At 75.6% G+C, this 16,394-nt stretch carries 18 protein-coding genes; 12 read left to right on the top strand and 6 right to left on the bottom strand.

From position 1 onward, the window contains the following. Positions 1-6: 6 nt before the first annotated feature. From GYH36_RS03755 to GYH36_RS03730, 6 genes are all read left to right on the top strand, one after another. Positions 7-1,209 carry a Gfo/Idh/MocA family protein gene (locus tag GYH36_RS03755; protein WP_203231546.1) on the top strand — a complete coding sequence of 401 codons (1,203 nt, stop codon included), beginning with the start codon at positions 7-9 and terminating at the stop codon, positions 1,207-1,209. Further along, on the top strand, positions 1,206-2,423 hold the full coding sequence (locus GYH36_RS03750) for a dihydrodipicolinate synthase family protein (RefSeq protein WP_024841631.1): 1,218 nt from the start codon (positions 1,206-1,208) through the stop codon (positions 2,421-2,423). Before GYH36_RS03755 ends, GYH36_RS03750 begins: the two co-directional genes overlap by 4 nt. Further along, on the top strand, positions 2,420-3,424 hold the full coding sequence (locus tag GYH36_RS03745; RefSeq protein WP_246209161.1) for a sugar phosphate isomerase/epimerase family protein: 1,005 nt from the start codon (positions 2,420-2,422) through the stop codon (positions 3,422-3,424). The genes GYH36_RS03750 and GYH36_RS03745 overlap by 4 nt, the downstream gene beginning before the upstream one ends. 80 nt (positions 3,425-3,504) lie before the next feature. Beyond that, on the top strand, positions 3,505-3,816 hold the full coding sequence (locus tag GYH36_RS03740; RefSeq protein ID WP_024841633.1) for a hypothetical protein: 312 nt from the start codon (positions 3,505-3,507) through the stop codon (positions 3,814-3,816). A gap of 130 nt (positions 3,817-3,946) precedes the next feature. Then, on the top strand, positions 3,947-4,894 hold the full coding sequence (locus tag GYH36_RS19225; protein WP_203231545.1) for a WXG100 family type VII secretion target: 948 nt from the start codon (positions 3,947-3,949) through the stop codon (positions 4,892-4,894). Between the two features lie 55 nt (positions 4,895-4,949). Then, entirely contained in the window at positions 4,950-5,591 is a 642-nt protein-coding gene (locus GYH36_RS03730; protein ID WP_024841635.1) for a hypothetical protein, read from the top strand. A 15-nt stretch (positions 5,592-5,606) separates the two neighbouring features. Here GYH36_RS03730 and GYH36_RS03725 read toward each other — a convergent pair whose 3' ends face one another. After that, entirely contained in the window at positions 5,607-6,098 is a 492-nt protein-coding gene (locus tag GYH36_RS03725; protein WP_024841636.1) for a winged helix-turn-helix transcriptional regulator, read from the bottom strand. An 82-nt stretch (positions 6,099-6,180) separates the two neighbouring features. Here GYH36_RS03725 and GYH36_RS03720 point away from each other — a divergent pair, with 82 nt between their 5' ends. After that, positions 6,181-7,704 (top strand): MFS transporter, encoded by a 1,524-nt coding sequence (locus tag GYH36_RS03720; RefSeq protein ID WP_162289145.1) that lies wholly within the window; start codon positions 6,181-6,183, stop codon positions 7,702-7,704. Between the two features lie 322 nt (positions 7,705-8,026). Here the strand turns inward: GYH36_RS03720 and GYH36_RS03715 are convergent, their stop codons facing one another. After that, entirely contained in the window at positions 8,027-8,935 is a 909-nt protein-coding gene (locus tag GYH36_RS03715; RefSeq protein WP_203231544.1) for an SDR family oxidoreductase, read from the bottom strand. An 85-nt stretch (positions 8,936-9,020) separates the two neighbouring features. Here GYH36_RS03715 and GYH36_RS03710 point away from each other — a divergent pair, with 85 nt between their 5' ends. After that, complete coding sequence (locus GYH36_RS03710) at positions 9,021-9,545, top strand: low molecular weight protein-tyrosine-phosphatase (RefSeq protein ID WP_225873097.1); 525 nt, start codon at positions 9,021-9,023, stop codon at positions 9,543-9,545. Between the two features lie 6 nt (positions 9,546-9,551). On the opposite strand, the gene GYH36_RS03705 is transcribed toward GYH36_RS03710, so the two are convergent. The 3 genes from GYH36_RS03705 to GYH36_RS03695 all read right to left on the bottom strand — a co-directional run bounded on the left by GYH36_RS03705 (position 9,552) and on the right by GYH36_RS03695 (position 11,973). Continuing rightward, entirely contained in the window at positions 9,552-10,553 is a 1,002-nt protein-coding gene (locus tag GYH36_RS03705; RefSeq protein WP_162289144.1) for an alpha/beta hydrolase, read from the bottom strand. 82 nt (positions 10,554-10,635) lie between these two features. Continuing rightward, complete coding sequence (locus GYH36_RS03700; RefSeq protein ID WP_312028494.1) at positions 10,636-11,280, bottom strand: DnaJ family domain-containing protein; 645 nt, start codon at positions 11,278-11,280, stop codon at positions 10,636-10,638. Between the two features lie 69 nt (positions 11,281-11,349). Beyond that, positions 11,350-11,973 carry a hypothetical protein gene (locus GYH36_RS03695; RefSeq protein ID WP_155098438.1) on the bottom strand — a complete coding sequence of 208 codons (624 nt, stop codon included), beginning with the start codon at positions 11,971-11,973 and terminating at the stop codon, positions 11,350-11,352. A 137-nt stretch (positions 11,974-12,110) separates the two neighbouring features. Here GYH36_RS03695 and GYH36_RS03690 point away from each other — a divergent pair, with 137 nt between their 5' ends. From GYH36_RS03690 to GYH36_RS03680, 3 genes are all read left to right on the top strand, one after another. Then, positions 12,111-13,295: a pyridoxal phosphate-dependent aminotransferase gene (locus GYH36_RS03690; protein ID WP_115941563.1), complete on the top strand. Its 1,185-nt coding sequence runs from the start codon at positions 12,111-12,113 to the stop codon at positions 13,293-13,295. Between the two features lie 125 nt (positions 13,296-13,420). Then, complete coding sequence (locus tag GYH36_RS03685) at positions 13,421-14,317, top strand: endonuclease/exonuclease/phosphatase family protein (RefSeq protein WP_312028493.1); 897 nt, start codon at positions 13,421-13,423, stop codon at positions 14,315-14,317. A 44-nt stretch (positions 14,318-14,361) separates the two neighbouring features. Further along, positions 14,362-14,790 carry a DUF1761 domain-containing protein gene (locus GYH36_RS03680; RefSeq protein ID WP_162289143.1) on the top strand — a complete coding sequence of 143 codons (429 nt, stop codon included), beginning with the start codon at positions 14,362-14,364 and terminating at the stop codon, positions 14,788-14,790. A 40-nt stretch (positions 14,791-14,830) separates the two neighbouring features. Here the strand turns inward: GYH36_RS03680 and GYH36_RS03675 are convergent, their stop codons facing one another. Further along, positions 14,831-15,247: a CBU_0592 family membrane protein gene (locus GYH36_RS03675; protein ID WP_024842348.1), complete on the bottom strand. Its 417-nt coding sequence runs from the start codon at positions 15,245-15,247 to the stop codon at positions 14,831-14,833. 217 nt (positions 15,248-15,464) lie between these two features. Here GYH36_RS03675 and GYH36_RS03670 point away from each other — a divergent pair, with 217 nt between their 5' ends. Next, positions 15,465-16,382, top strand: a complete 918-nt coding sequence (locus GYH36_RS03670) for a LysR family transcriptional regulator (protein WP_162289142.1) — start codon at positions 15,465-15,467, stop codon at positions 16,380-16,382. Positions 16,383-16,394: the final 12 nt, after the last annotated feature.

The following is a 16,394-nucleotide window of genomic DNA, read 5'->3' as shown; positions in this document are numbered from 1 at the left end:
CGCAGCATGACCAGCCAGACCACCGGCGCGCTCGCGCCCGACCACACCGTCCGCATCGTCATGAACGGCGTCACCGGACGCATGGGGTACCGCCAGCACCTCGTGCGCTCGATCCTCGCCATCCGGGACGCCGGCGGGGTGGAGCTCGACGACGGCACACGCCTCCAGGTGGAGCCCGTGCTCGTGGGCCGCAACCGCGCGAAGCTCGCCGAGCTCGCCGCGCGCCACGACGTCGCCGAGTTCACGACCGACCTCGACGCGGCGCTCGCGGACCCGACCGCCACGGTCTACTTCGACGCCCAGGTGACGTCGGAGCGCACCAAGGCGATCCTCAAGGCGATCGCGGCGGGCAAGCACGTGTACACGGAGAAGCCGATCGCGGAGTCCGTCGCGGACGGCGAGGAGCTCGCGGACGCGGCGCGCGCCGCGGGGGTGATCCACGGCGTCGTGCACGACAAGCTCTACCTCCCGGGCCTGCTCAAGCTCAAGCGGCTGATCGACGGCGGCTTCTTCGGCCGCATCCTGTCGGTGCGCGGCGAGTTCGGGTACTGGGTGTTCGAGGGCGACTGGCAGCCGGCGCAGCGGCCGAGCTGGAACTACCGCGCCGAGGACGGCGGCGGGATGGTGCTCGACATGTTCTGCCACTGGAACTACGTGCTCGAGAACCTGTTCGGCCCGGTCGAGGCGGTCATGGCGAAGGCCGTGACCCACATCCCCCGGCGGTGGGACGAGCACGGCCGGCCGTACACCGCGACGGCCGACGACGCCGCCTACGGGATCTTCGAGCTCGCCGGCGCGGACGGCCCGGTCCTCGCGCAGATCAACTCCTCGTGGGCGGTGCGCGTGGACCGGGGCGAGCTCGTCGAGTTCCAGGTCGACGGGACGCACGGCTCGGCGGTCGCGGGGCTGTTCGGGTGCCGCATCCAGCCGCGCGCCCGCACGCCCAAGCCGGTGTGGAACCCGGACCTGCCGACGGACCAGGACTTCCGCGCCCAGTGGGAGCAGGTGCCGGACAACCAGGAGTTCGTCAACGGCTTCCGCGCGCAGTGGGAGGAGTTCCTGCGCGACGTGCACGCCGGCCGCCCGCACCCGTACGACTTCGACGCCGGGGTGCGCGGGCTGCGGCTCGTGGACGCGGGCTACGCGTCGTCGCGCGAGGGGCGCCGCGTGGAGCTGACCGGCCGGCCGGCCGACGGGACGGGCGCGTGAGCGGCGCGCGCGGGGTGCGGATCCCGCTCGCCGACGGCGGGACCCGGCTCGTCGAGCTCCACCCGCCCCGCGAGTGGGCGGACCACCCCGGGCCGTACGCGTCGCGCGTCGCGTTCGCCGCGGCGCACGTCGTGGCCGACCCGCGCGGCGAGAACGTGCCGGGCGCGCCGGCCGTCGTCGACTGGGACTCGACGCTCGCGTTCCGGCGGCACCTGTTCCGGTACGGGCTCGGCGTCGCGGAGGCCATGGACACCGCGCAGCGCAACATGGGCCTCGACTGGCCCGCGGTGCAGGAGCTCGTGTCGCGCAGCGCCGCGCAGGCCCGCGAGGTCGGCGCGCGCATCGCGTCGGGCGCCGGGACCGACCACCGCGGCCCGGACGAGCTGCGGACCGTGGACGACGTGGTCGCCGCGTACGCGGAGCAGGTCGCGTTCGTCGAGGGCACCGGGTCGCAGGTGATCCTCATGGCGTCGCGGCACCTCGCGCGCGTCGCGACGTCGGCGGACGACTACCTGCGCGTCTACGACGCGATCCTGTCCCAGGTGGGTGAGCCGGTGGTCCTGCACTGGCTCGGTGAGGCGTTCGACCCGAACCTGCGCGGGTACTGGGGCTCGACGGACGTCGCCGCGGCGACGGCGACGTTCGTCGACCTCGTGCGCGCGCACGCGGCGAAGGTCGACGGGGTCAAGGTGTCGCTGCTGTCGGCATCGCACGAGGTCGGTCTGCGCGCTGTACTTCCCGAGGGTGTCCGGTTGTACACGGGCGACGACTTCCACTACCCCGAGCTGATCCGGGGCGACGGCGAACGGCACTCGGACGCGCTCCTCGGCGCGTTCGCGGCCGTCGCCCCTGCCGCCTCCGCGGCGCTCGCCGCGCTCGACGACGGCGACCTCGACCGGTACGACGCCGAGATGGCGCCGACGCTCGCGCTCTCGCGGCACGTGTTCGAGGCGCCGACGTACTACTACAAGACCGGCATCGCGTTCCTCGCGTGGCTCTCGGGCCACCAGCCCGGGTTCACGATGGTCGGCGGGCTGCAGTCCGCTCGGAGCGTCGTGCACCTCGCGCGCGCGTTCGAGCTCGCGAACGAGGCGCGGCTCCTGCCCGACCCGGACCTCGCCGCGCACCGCCTCGGGCTCGTGCTCGCGGCGGCGGGGTTCGAGGCGGGCGCCAGCGCGGACGTGCCGGTCGCCGTCGGGCAGGGGGTCGCATGAGCACCGAGATCTCGGAGTTCCCGTCGAGCCCGGGGCCAGCCGAGCATGCGGCTGTAGACCGTCCGGGGCTCGGGACGGGAGACGACCGCATGGTCGGCGGGGAGGTGGACGTGCCGAGCGGGCTCCCCGCGCGGGTCCCGACGCCGCAGCCCGGGGACCCGCGGCTCGCTCGCCTCTCGCTCAACCAGCGCACGACGGCGGGCTGGTCGCTGCGCGAGGCGGTCGACGGGTGCGTCGCCGCGGGGCTCCCGGCGATCGGCGTGTGGCGCGAGCCCGTGGCCGAGGTCGGGCTCGACACGGCGGTGCGCTGGGTGCGCGACGCCGGGCTGCGCGTCTCGTCCGTGTGCCGCGGCGGCTTCTTCACCGCGAGCGACCCGGACGCGCGCGCGGCAGCCCACGCGAGCAACCTCGCGGCGATCGCGGAGACCGCCGCGCTCGGCGCCCCGACGCTCGTGCTCGTCCCGGGCGGGCTGCCGGACGGCGACCGCGACCTCGTCGGGGCGCGCGAGCGCGCGGCGGAGGCGATCGCGGCGCTCGTCCCGGCGGCGCGCGACGCGGGCGTGACGCTCGGGATCGAGCCCATGAACCCGATCTTCGCGGCCGACCGGGGCGTGGTCTCGACGCTCGAGCAGGCCCTCGACCTCGCCGAGCCGTTCGCGCCCGCGGAGGTGGGCGTCGTCGTCGACACGTACCACGTGTGGTGGGAGCCCAAGGTGCACGAGCAGATCGCGCGCGCGGGCGCCGCGGGCCGCATCGTCAGCTACCAGGTGTGCGACTGGATCACCCCGCTCCCCGCGGACACCCTGCTCGGGCGCGGGATGATGGGCGACGGGCACGTCGACTTCCCGGCGTTCACGCGGTCCGTCGCCGCGGCGGGCTACACGGGCGACGTCGAGGTCGAGATCTTCCACGCCGACGTGTGGGCCGCGCCGGGCGCCGACGTCGTCGCGACGCTCGCACGCCGCTACGTCGAGCTCGTCGAGCCCTACCTGGCGCCCTGACGACCGGTCGCCGGCGCGCGGGGCGGCGCGCCGGCGCCGGGTAGGGTGCCCCGGAGGCTCGGAGCACGGAGGTGGACAGGATGAGCGGGGCACCGCGCACGCGGTTCGCGGGCGACACCCAGCAGGCGCGCACGTACGCGTGGTTCCTCACGTTCGCGGCCGCCGTGCCGCCGGCCGTCGTCGCGGTGTTCGTGCTCGGCTGGTACCGCGCCCAGGTGTACGGCTGGACCGACAGCCTGCGCAGCTACCACGTGGGGGACCCGTTCCCGTGGGGGTGGGTCGCCGTGGGCGTGCTCGGCTGCGCGTTCCTCGCCCGCTTCGCCGTCCGGCAGTGGCGCCGGTACCGCGAGCTCGTCGCCGACGACCGCCGTCGCGGCGTGCGACCGTCCTGAGGGGCATGGGGAGCGGTCACCATCGACGGCCCCCGGACCGGGTCCGTACGCTGTGGGCGGCGCCGGGCGGGTGGGGCCGCCGAGCCGTCCCGACCGGGCGGACGTGGGCGAGGACGCGGAGAGGCGACACATGAGCAGCGGGATGTACGGGGCCGACGTCGAGGCCCTGCGCTCGCTCGCGGGCAGGGTGGCGGACGGCGCGCAGGCGCTCGAGCTGGCCGCGTCCGCGATCGAGACGGCGGTCGGCGGGGCGCGCTGGGAGGGGTCGGACGCCGCGGAGTTCCGCTCCGCGTGGACGTCGACCCTCCGGCCGAGCCTGACCGGCACCGCCGCGCTCCTCACCGACGCGGCCGACCTCCTGCGCGGCAACGCCGACCAGCAGGACTCCGCGAGCCGCGACGGCGGACCGGGAGGTCCCGGCGGCCCGGGCGGTCCCGGGGGTCCGGGCTCCCCCGGCGGCCCCGGTTCTCCCGGCGGCCCCGGCGACCCGACGAGCCAGTCGGGCGACGGCGGTCCCCCGGACTGGCTCGTCCCGCCGTCGTGGCTGTCGACCGACATGACGCAGGGCGGCGTGCTCAACTGGATCGCGTCCGAGGGCGTCGACGCCTGGGCCACGATGAACAAGCTCGACGACCCGCTCAACGCGCTCGGGCTCGCCGACAACCTGGCCTCCGCCGGGAAGGTGCTCAAGGGCGCCGGGTTCCTGTTCGACGGCTACTCGGTGTACAGCGGCACGATGCAGGCCTGGGAGGGCTTCGCGGAGGGTGACGGCTTCAAGGGCACCGACGGCGTCATCACGGCCGGTCTCGGCGCCGCGGGCATCGGCGCGGCGATCTTCCTCGCGAGCAATCCCGTGGGCTGGGCGATCGCGGGCGCGGGTGCCGTGTGGGGCATCGCGACCCTCCTGTCCGGTGACGTCCCGGTGACCAAGCGCATCGCCGACGGCGCGGGCTGGCTGTGGGATCGTGGGGGCGACCTCGCGTCCGGCGCCGCCAGCGTCGCGAGCGACGTCTGGGACGCGGGCGGGGACTTCCTCGACGGGGCGACCGAGACGCTGAAGAAGGCCTGGCCGTGGTGACCACGGCGCGCACGCACGACCGCGGCAGCACGCCGCACGAGGAGAGGGACGACCGATGACCACGCAGACCGAGACGGCGAACCGTCCGGACGACGGGCTCATCGAGCTCACGGGGCCGGAGCTGCTCGTGCTCCTCTCCCTCAACGAGGGCCCGGCGGCGACGCGCACGCGCGAGAGCCTGCGCCTGCCCGACCTCCCCGCCGACTCGCCGCTGCTCGCGGCGGGCGTGAGCTCGCTCGTCGTGCGCCGGCTCGCGGCCGTCGAGGGGGAGAACCTCGCGCCGGTCGGGAACGTCGTCCCGCTGACGCGCGTCCTCACGACCGCGACGGAGTGGGTCGAGGCCGCCGCGATCGCGGACGAGCGCACCAACGCGGCGCTGCTCGTGGGCGCGCAGGGCGGCGCGGTCGTGCTCGAGCCCCGGCCGTTCGGCATCTGGCACGTGCGCCCGCTCCAGATGGGCGACCCGCTCGCGGACGCGGCCTCGCGGTTCGTCCGGGCGGCGTTCGCGCAGCTCCCGGGCCGCCCGTTCGGCGGCAGCATCAAGGTCGTCGACGCGTCGGGCGCCCGGACCGCGGCCGTGCGCGTCGAGGGCGACGGGACGTGGGAGATGACGAGCGGTCCCGCGGGCGAGGAGCCCACGCCGTCGCCGATCACGCCCGACCCGACGTTCGCGGTGCTCGCGACCGCGGTCGCCTGACCCGGGGCCGGCCTCTCAGAGCTCCCGGAGCGCCGCCTCGCGCTCGTCGTACGCGCTGCGCGCGGCGGCGATGCGCTCCTGGTGCGCCTCGGTCCACACGACGAGCGCCTTGGTCGTCGCGTGCAGCGACCGCCCCATCTCGGTGAGCGCGTAGTCGACGCGCGGGGGCACGGTCGGGTGGACGGTGCGCTCGACGATGCCGTCGCGCTCGAGCTGGCGCAGCGTGCGGGACAGCATGCGCTGGCTGATCCCGTCGATCTCGCGCTTGAGCTCGGTGAAGCGCATGACGCGCCGGTCGAGCAGCGCGATGGCGAGCAGCGACCACTTGTCCGCGATCCGGTCGAGGATCTGGCGCACCTCGCAGTCCTCGCGCGCGTCCCACTGCCAGACCTCGGCGTCGCACTCCCACCGTGACCGCGTGTCGCAGTCCTGCGCCTCGGGGCCCGGGGCCCGCGCCGTCGTGGTATCCGCGGTGATACCAGGTACGTCGGATGTGCCGTCTTCCATGCCTCCCGATCCTGACCCACGATGGGCTCGGTATCAAGAGGTAACCGAGTACCGGTGGGTGCGCAGGAGGGAAGGGGACGCGATGACCGACGGGACCAGGAAGGGCGGCGGGAGTGCCGCCCGGGAGGGGCGCCTGACGCTCCGTGACGCGGCGCTGCTGCTCGTGCTGTGCGGCGCGATCTTCCTCGAGGGCAGCGACATCGCGATGCTCTCGGTCGCGCTCCCCGGCATCCGGGCCGACCTCGGGCTCGCCACGGGCGAGCTCGGCGGGGTCGTGACGGCGTACGTCGTCGGGTACGGCGGGTTCATGCTGCTCGGCGGTCGGGCCGCCGACCTGTACGGGCGGCGCCGGATGTTCGTCGTCTGGCTCCTCGTCTTCCTCCTCTTCTCGGGTCTCGGCGGGTTCGCGACGGAGGGCTGGATGCTCCTCGTCTCGCGGTTCGTCACCGGCGTGGCCGCCGGGTTCCTCACGCCGGCCGGGATGTCGCTCATCACGACGTCGTTCGCCGAGGGGCCGCGGCGCAACCGCGCGCTCGTCGTCTACGGCGCCGCGGGAGCGGCCGGCTTCTCGCTCGGGCTCGTCGTCGGCGGCCTGCTCGCCGCGATCGGCTGGCGGTGGGTCTTCTTCGCGCCCGTCATGCTCGCCGTCGTGCTCCTCGTCCTCGCGCTCTCGACGATCCCGCGCGACGTGACGACGCGCGTCCGCGGCGCGCTCGACGTCGTGGGCGCCGTGCTCGCGACGTCCGCGATGGTGCTGCTCGCGACGGGCGTCGTGCGCCTCGAGCACCCGGGCGTCGGGACCGTGTGGACGGTCGCCGCGCTCGTGGGCGGCGCCGTCCTGCTCGTGGCGTTCGTCGCGCGGCAGCGTCGCGTGGCCCACCCGCTCCTGCCGCTGCGCCTCTTCCGCTCGCGTGCGCTCGTGCGCGCGAACGTCTCGGCGGTGCTGTTCGCGGGCGGGTTCTACGGCTTCCAGGTGCTGCTCACGCTCTACCTGCAGGAACTGCTGGGGTGGACGCCGTGGCAGACGGGTCTCGCGATGCTCGTCATGGCGATCGACGTGGTGCTCGCGCCCGCGCTCACGCCCCGCCTCGTCGAGCGCTTCGGGGTGCCGCGCGTCATCGTCGGCGGTCTCGTCGCGGCGACCGCGGCGGCCGGGTGGTTCCTCGCGTCGGGGCTCGGCTGGACGTACGCGCTCATGGTGCCGGGTCTCGCGCTGGTCGGGGTCGCGTTCGCGCTGGTCTACGGCCCGCTCGCGATCGCCGCCACGACGGGCGTGGGCGACGCGGAGCAGGGCGTGGCGGGCGGGGTGCTCAACACGGGGTTCCAGCTCGGGGCGGCGCTGGGCATCTCCGCGGCGACGGCGGTGAGCGTCCTGGCGCTCGGGGACGCGACCGGCCCGGAGGCGGGGCTGCGCGCGTTCCACACGGCGCTGTGGGTGCCGGTCGCGGCGTTCGCCCTCGCCGCGGTGGCGATGGGGACGCGGCGTCCGGGCCGGGCGTCGTCGTCGGGCCCGACGGCTCCCGAGGCCGCCACGGCCCCGCCGGCCGAGGCCGCCACGACCCCGCGGGCCGAGCCGGCGCCGGCCCCCGCGACGCTCGACGCCTGAGGGCGGGCAGCGAGAAGCCCGCGGGCTGGAGATCTCCTCCTGTCGTGCTGGACGAGGGCACGACACCCGCGGGCTCCGGTGGCTGCGTGGTACTCGCTCGTCGTCGGGCGCCTCCCCTCGGGAGACCCCGCCCGATGAACGGGCTCACCGCATCCGGTCCGTTGCTGGATCGGTTGCGCGACGACTAGCGCGCAGCCACCTCACGAGTCCGAAGAGTATTCACTTCCAGGACCACCTCCTTTCGCGTGTACGACGACGGTACGTCCGCCCGCGACCACGGCGCCAGGGCTTTTCGCCCACGGCGTGGCGCCGGGGCGGGTCGTCACGCGGGTCGCAGGTGCGCCCACTCCTCGGGGTAGTCGTCGAGCCACGCGGCGAACGACTGCGCGGGGCGCTCGACGAGCCGGGGCACGGTGTCGCTCACGCGAGCGAGCTCGCCCGCGGCGATCGCCGTGTACGACGACACCCAGCCGTCGACCTCGAACCGCGGCGCCCTGAAGCGCTCGCGCGAGGCGTACGCCTCCTCGAGCGTCTCGGGGTGGTACGCGATCTCGCGGCCCGTGACCGCGGACAGCACGTCCGCGACCTCGGCGAGCGTGAGGGCCTCGGGGCCCGTGACGTCGTACGTCACGCCGTCGTGCCGGCCCGGGTCGGTGTCGAGCAGGACGACGCTCGCGACGTCGGCGATGTCGTCGTGCGACACGGACGCGACCCGCCCGTCGCCCGCCGGCCCGCGGATCACGCCGTCCTCCCCGACCATGAGCGCGAGGCCCCGGTGGTAGAGGTTGTCGCGCAGGAACGTGTGCCGCACGCCCGTCGCGCGGATGTACTCCTCGGTGCGCCAGTGGTCGCGCGCGAACGTGAACGTGGCGTCCGGAGCGGCGCCGACGAACGAGACGTAGACGAGGTGCCCGACGCCCGCCGCGATCGCGGCGTCCACCGCGGCGCGGTGCTGCGCGACGCGGTCGGCGCTCTCGCGCGCCGAGACGAGCACGACGGTGTCGACCCCCGTGAAGGCCTCGACCATGCCGCGCGTGTCCGTGTACCCGCCGACGACGGCGACGTCCGACTCCGGGAGCGGGTCGTCGCCGAGGCGGGGGGCACGCGCGGCGTCGCGCACGACGAGGCGCTGCGGAGCGCCCTCGGCGGCGAGGCGGAACGCGAGCTTCGACCCCAGCAGACCGCTCGCGCCCGTCACGGCGACGCGCCCCGACCTCGCCCCGATCATCATGTCCTCACGGTAGACGCGCCGACCACGCGCCGCCCGGCGGCGGACGACGTCCGCTCCGCGCTGCGGATCCGGCGAGAATGGGCCCATGACCAGTGCCGAGACCCGCCCGGGCCCCTACCGCGTCATGACCGTCTGCACCGGCAACATCTGCCGCTCCCCCATGGCCGAGATCGTGCTGCGCGACCGCTTCGAGGCGGCGGGCCTCGGCGACCGCGTCGTCGTGGACTCGACCGGCGTGAGCGACGAGGAGCGCGGCAACCCGATCGACCGCCGGGCGGGCGCCGTGCTCGCGGAGCACGGGTACGTCGTCGACGGGACGCACCGCGCTCGCCAGGTCACGGCGCGCGACCTCGCCGCGCGCGACCTCGTGCTCGCGATGACGGCCCAGCACGCGCGCGCCCTGCGGCGCCTCGACCCGGAGGCGCCCGTGCGGATGTACCGGTCGTTCGACCCGGCGGCGCCGCGCGTCGAGGCAGGCGGGTCCGAGCACGTGCTCGACATCGCCGACCCCTGGTACGGGGGCCGGCAGGACTTCGAGGAGTGCCTCGCGGAGGTCGAGGCCGCGGCCGACGGGATCGTCGACGTCGTGCGCGCCGAGCTCGGCGGCTGAGCCGGCTCAGCGGCGCGCCCGCGGGTCCGGCTCGACGGCGGGTGCGGGGCGGGGCAGGTACGCCGCGGCCCACTGCGCGATCCGCCCGTACGCGAGCGCGCGGACGGGCCGTGCGGAGAGCAGCACGTCGTGGAGCGCGCCGTCGAGGCGCGCGAGGGTGACGAGGTCGCCGAGCTGGACGCACCGTCGCGCGACGCCGTCGACGTCGATCGCCGTGTCCGTGCGCAGCATCTCGGGCGACCACCGGGGCAGGAGCGTGCTCCGCGCGGAGAGCAGCACGAGCACGGGGGCGCCGAGCGACAGGCCGAGGGCCACGGTCTGCTGCCCGCGGAAGATCGCGGCGAGCCACGCGGGCGTCGTCGGGAAGCCGTGCTGCGGTCGCCACGCGAGGTCGTAGGTCCACTCGCCGCCGAAGTCCTTGCTCACGGAGCGCGTGTAGAAGCCGAGGTCGACGCTCGGCAGCCGGCGGGTCGGCGTGAGGCGGGCGCGGGCCCCGATGACGGGTTCGAGCAGGAGCCGCCCGACCTCGCGCGTCTGGAACTCCAGCCAGGGGCTGTTGAGCACGAGCGCCGCGGCCCGTCCCGGGTGCCGCGCGAGCCACAGGCTCAGCGTGAGCCCGCCCGTGGAGTGCCCCATGAGCACGAGCGCGCGTCCGGAGCCCTCGGCGCCGTCGTGCCCCATCGCGGCGAGCGCGGCCTCGATGTCCTCGTCGTACGTGGACAGGTCCGTGACGTAGCCCGGCGTCTGCCCGGGGCGCAGGCTGCGACCGTACTTGCGCAGGTCGAGCGCGTGGAACCGCGCGCCGTGCGCCTCCCAGAAGTCCGCCAGGTCGGTCTGGAAGAAGTAGTCGGACCAGCCGTGGACGTAGAGCACGTCGAGGTACGGGTCGTCGCCGGCCCGACGGCGGCGCACGAGCGTCGCGACGACGTCGCCCTCGGCGTCGGGCGCGAGGGGCAGCGTCAGCTGCTCGTAGTCGTCCCCGAGCACGTCGGGCTCCCACGCGGCCATGCCGCGACGATAGGCGCGCGGCGCCGCGTGCGCGCGGGCGGCGCCGCGCACGGTGCGGGCGCGGGTGCGTCCCGGGCGGGTGTCAACGGGCGGCGCGGCGCGCCCGCCAGCGTGCGACCTCGCGCTCGACGTCGCGCGTCGGGGTGACGACGGGCGGCCCGCCGAGGAGCTGGCGCCGGGCGTCGACGACGCGTGCGTTGAAGTCGGCGAGGATCTCGCGCACGGCCTGCTCGTCGAGCTCCCGGTCGAGGCGGTCGTCGAGCTCGCGGTCCTCCTGCTTGAGCAGCATCGCGGGAGGGCCGAGGCCGGTGAGCCGTTCGCGCTCGATGACGGACTTGAGCCACCAGTCCGGGTCGTGCGTGCCCGTCAGGCCGGGGATGGGCTTGCCCGCGAGCGGGAGGTCGTCGAACTCGCCGCGCCGGATGGCCTGGTCGATCACCGTGTCGACGTACATCGCGCGGTCCTCCTGTCGTACACGGCGCGGGCCCCGCAGCGCGTCGCCCTCGTCCGGCTCGCCCTCGTCCGGCTCGCGCTCGTCCGACCGGCGCCCGTCCGCGCGGGCCTCGTCCCCGACGCCCGGCAGGTCCGCCCGGCTCGCGTCGGGCCCGTCGCCGCGCTCGGCGTCCTGGCGCTCCGCCTCCTCGCGCGCGATCTCGCGGTCGACCCGGTACTGCGCGGCACGGCGGACGGGGTCCACGTCCGGGGTGCGCGAACGTCGTCGGAACACGAGTGCCTCCTTCGTCGCCGGTCCGTCCACCCTAGGCAGACGGGACGCGGCGGATCGAGCGGTCGGCCGTCAGCCGTCGAGGAGCGGGTGGTAGCGCCGGCGCAGTGCGCGGTCGAGGGCGGCCAGGCCGCCCGCGACGGACAGCACGGTGTTGACGGGCGCGGGGAGGTCGGGCACGAACGGCGGCGACCAGCCCGTGAGCCCGGAGACGAGGTCGAGGAGCTGCGGCACCTGCGTGACGAGCGCGACCGCGAGCACGACCCACGCGGCGACGCCGACGACGCGGCTGGCCGTCGGGTGCTCGCGGTCCATGCGGTCGCGCCACGCCTCGGCCGTCCCGCGCATCGGCGGGACGTCCCGGACGTCGCCCACGGCGTCGACGACGCGCACGTAGCGCATCCCGTAGAGGCTCATGCGCGCCTCCAGGACAGCGCCGCCGAGGTCGAAGCGGGCCCGGGACCGCTGCTCGTCGACGAGGCGGCGGTCGCGGTAGAGGCGGATGCGCTCGTCCCAGTCGAGGAAGTCGACGCCCACGACGTACTCGTGCCCGCCGTGGTGCAGCACGAACGCGCTGCGCCACAGCACGTCCCAGCCCCGCACGGGCCGGAACGCGGCGCCGTCCGCCCGGCCGTCGCCCGCGCGGCCGTCCCCCGCGCTCCGGTCGGCCCCCTCGTCCCACACGTCGTCGGTCATGACCCCATCGCAACCCGGGTCGCGCGACCCGCGCGTCGGCCGGACGACCGACGCTGCGCCGCGTGCGAGGTGGACGTCCCTCGAACGGATGACCCGGCCCGTGCCCGACCCGGCATGATGGCCCCATGTCTGGGTCGATGAAGGTCTCGCGCCGCTCGCACGTGCCGCCGTTCGCGGTGATGGAGGTCCTCGCGGAGGCGAACCGCCTGCGCGACGCGGGCGCGTCCGTGCTCAACCTGTGCGCGGGCGAGCCGTCCACCGGCGCGTCCGACGTCGTGCGGCGCCGCGCGATCGAGCTCCTCGAGCACGGCGACCTCGGCTACACCGAGTCCCTCGGCGTCCCGGCCCTGCGCCGCGCGATCGCCGAGCACTACGACCGCTGGTACGGCGTCGAGCTCGACCCCGCGCGCGTCGCCGTGACGACGGGGTCGTCGGGCGGGTTCGTGCTCGCGTTCCTCGCCGCGTTCGACGTGGGCGACCGCGTCGCGCTCGCCCGCCCCGGCTACCCGGCGTACAAGAACATCCTGCGCGCGCTGGGCTGCGAGGTCGTCGAGCTCGACTGCGGGCCCGAGACCCGGTACCAGCCCACGGTCTCCCAGCTCATGGAGGCGTACTACGACGGCGGCCTCGACGGGCTCGTCGTCGCGAGCCCCGCCAACCCCACGGGGACGATGATCCTCCCGGCCGAGCTCGACGCCGTCGCGACGTGGTGCGCGGACCACGACGTGCGTCTCGTCAGCGACGAGATCTATCACGGCATCGTCTACGGCGACCCGGCGGACGGCGCGCCCGCGCCCCTGCCGACGGCGGCGCGGCACGTCGGCGACGGGGCCGTCGTCGTGAACTCGTTCTCCAAGTACTGGGCCATGACGGGCTGGCGCCTGGGGTGGCTCGTGCTGCCCGACGAGCTCGTCGGCCCCGTCGACGCGCTCGCCGGGAACGTCGCGCTCTCGCCGCCCGCGCTCGCGCAGCACGCGGGCGTCGCGGCGTTCTCGCCCGAGGGGTACGCCGCGGCCGCCGAGAACGTGGCGCGGTACGCCGCGTCGCGCGAGCTCGTGCTGTCCCGCCTCGACGACCTCGGGTGGTCGCGCGTGGCCCCCGCCGACGGCGCGTTCTACGTCTACGCCGACGTCTCCGCGGACGGCCTCGACTCGGTCACGTGGTGCGAGCGGCTGCTCGCCGAGGCGGGCGTCGCGCTCACCCCGGGCACGGACTTCGACGGGGTGCACGGCGGCGACTGGGTGCGCCTGTCGTTCGCGGCCGCGCCCGCGACCGTCGCGGAGGCGGTCGAGCGGATCGTCGCCTGGCGCCGCACGCTCTGACGCCGCACGCCTGACGCCTCGCGCTCGGGTGGCGGTCGCGCCGGCTCCGGTCGCGCCGGCACCGGTCGGCCCCACGGACGGCGTCCCTGGTCGCGACGCCGGGCGGGCCGCGCGAGGATCGTGCGGTGCCGACCGACACCGCCGCCTCCCCCTCCCCCTCCCCGCCACGGCCCGAGGGCGCGCTGCGCCTCGCGACGTTCAACACGCTGCACGGCGCCGCGCTCGACGGGACGGTCGACGTCGAGCGGTTCGCGCGCGCCGTCGCGCACCTCGACGCGGACGTGCTCGCGCTCCAGGAGGTCGAGCGCGACTCGCCACGCTCGGGTCGCGCCGACCTCGTCGCCGTCGCGGCGGAGGCGCTGCGCGCCGAGCACCGGCACCTGTCCCCCACGCTGCACGGCGTCGGGGGCGCGTGGGTCCGCGCGGCCCGGCCGGGCTCCGGCGTGCGCCGCGTGCGTGGCGTCGCGTCCTACGGGATCGGGATCGTCAGCAGGTTCCCCGTCACGCGCTGGTCGCGGCTCGAGCTCGACCGCATGCCGTGGCGGTCGCGCGTGCGGCGGCGCGCGCCGGGTGCGGCGACGGGCGCGGCGCGCCTCGTCCCGTTCCGCGTGGTGCCCGACGAGCCGCGCGCGGCGCTCGCCGCGGCCGTGACCACGCCCTGGGGGCCCCTCACGGTCGTGACGACCCATACGACGTCGCGCCCCGAGTTCACCGCCGAACAGCTCCGGTCCTTCGTGCGGTCGTGCGCGGGGCTCCCCCGGCCGCTCGTGCTGCTGGGCGACCTCAACCTGCGCGCGCCCGAGCCCGCGGAGATCACCGGCTTCGCGTCCCTCGCCGACGTGCTCACGCACCCGTCCGACCGGCCCGTGCGGCAGATCGACCACGTCCTGGCCGACGCACGGCCGGGCGGTGCGCGGGTGCGTGCGCTCGGCCCGGCGACCGCCGTCGACACGGGCCTGTCGGACCACCGCGCGGTCGTCGTGGACGTCGTCGTCGACCCTCCGACCCTCCGGGGCGCCTGAGCGCTACGCTCCGAGCAACGGCGTCGACGCGAAGGAGCGGTCCGATGGTTCCGGAGATCAACTACTGGGCGGTGCTCGCGGCCACCGTGTCGAGCATGGTCGTGGGCTCGGTCTGGCACACCCCGAAGGTGTTCGGGACGTACTGGATGCGCGTCGCGAATGTCGACCCGTCCGGCGAGGCGCGCGACGCCGTCCGCCCGATCGTGCTCACGCTCGTGGTCAGCTTCGTCACCGCGTGGGTGCTCGCCGGCGCGACGTACCTGTCCTGGTCGTTCTACGGCGGCGGCTACCTGAGCAACGCGCTCCTGACGGCCCTCGTGCTGTGGGCGGGGTTCACCGCGGCCCGCTTCGTCACGCACGACGCGTTCGAGGGCCGGCCCGCCGGCCTCACCGTGCTCAACGTGGTGCACGAGCTGGTGACCCTTGTCGTCATGGGCCTGCTGATCGGCCTCATCACGCCCGCCGGCGTCTGACGGCGACGCCCACAGACCTCACCCCGGGGGCGTCCCGGCGTCAGGCGGCGAGCCCGACCTCGCGCGGCGACGTGTCGGCGTCGGCCAGGACGGCCTCGGGGGCGGGTGCCGGCGCGGTGACCGTGCCCACCGCGACCGCGGGCGCCACCGCGGCGACCGTCGGCGTCACGGCCGCGACCGCCTCGGCCGCGGTGCGGCGGCGCGCCCGCGCCCGCACGAGCACGACGATCGCCTGGGTGCCGATGACGATCCACACGAGGTTGGCGGCCACCGACGGCCAGACGCCGTTCGCGGCGGCGACCATGCCCATGAGGCCGGCGGCGGTGAGGTTGGTGAGCTGGAACGGCGCGGACGACGCGGCCCAGCGGCCGCGGCTGACCATGGCGTAGGCGACGACGCCGGCGGCGGCGCCGATCCATCCGAGGAACATGACGATCGCGTCGAGGGTGACGGGCACAGCGGTACTCCGGTGACGAAGAAGGGGTGGAGGGGGGTACCGCGACGCTGCGGTGGCTGTGCGCTCCGGGCCGATGGCTGGTGGCGCGGGTGGTGCGAAGCTCGGGCGCCGACCCGTCAGGAGGAGGAGGTGAACCGACCGGCGCCTCGACAAGTGTGAGGCCTTTCGAGGTTCAGCACAATCGAAGGATTCTGCACCGGTCGTTTAATATCCCTACATGGCGACGGACCCACGCAGGCTTGGTTTCCTCCTTGCCGTGCACCGCGGCGGGGGCATTCTCGCGGCAGCGGACCTTCTGCACGTCACCCCGTCCGCGGTCTCCCAGCAGATCCAGAGGCTGGAGGCCGAGGAGGGCGTGGCCGTGCTCGACCGCGGACCGCGCGGCGTGACCCTCACGCCCGCGGGCCGCGTCCTCGCGGAGACGGCCGAGCGCATCGAGGCCGAGCTCGTCGAGGCGCGCAAGGCGCTCGCGGCCCTCGGCGACGAGGTGAGCGGGCGCGTCGCGGTGGGGTCGTTCCAGACGGCGATCCGCGCCGTCGTCGCGCCCGTCGCGGGCAGGCTCGCCGAGACCGCGCCCGGGATCGAGCTCGACGTGCAGGAGCGCGAGCCCACCGAGGCCCTGCGCCTCCTGCGCGCGGGCGAGCTCGACGTCGTGCTCCTCGAGCGCGACTACGAGGCCGACTCCCCCGCCCCCCGCGGCACGCGCGAGATCGTGCTGCTCGACGAGCCGTGGCGCCTCGTCGTCCCCGCGAGCATGCCGACGCCCGCCCGGCTCGACGACGTGCGCGACGCCGTCTGGCTGGGACCCGAGCCCGGCACCGCCGCGGCGCGCGCCCTGCGCCGGCTCGCGCGCGGCCTCGGCGGGTCGCTGCGCACGCGGCACAACTACTACGACTTCGACGTCGCGCTCTCGCTCGTCGCGGCGGGCCTCGGGGTCGCGATGCTCCCGGCGCTCGCGGTCGAGGGCGGCGCGTCCGACGACGTGCCCGCCGGCGTCACGGTCGTCGGACTGCCCGGCCTCGGATCACGTCGCCTCGTCGCGCGCCACCGCGCGACCCGCCACGAGCCCCGTCCGGTCGTCTCCGCGGTCCTCGACGAGATGGTCGCCGCCGCGGCGGACATCGCCTTCGCCTGACGCCGAGGTTGC

Origin of the sequence: Cellulosimicrobium composti, from assembly GCF_010287905.1 — a bacterium.
GTDB classification, from domain to species: domain Bacteria; phylum Actinomycetota; class Actinomycetes; order Actinomycetales; family Cellulomonadaceae; genus Cellulosimicrobium; species Cellulosimicrobium composti.
The sequence above is the reverse complement of the archived record's forward strand: the minus strand, read 5'-3'. Positions and strand labels throughout refer to the sequence as shown.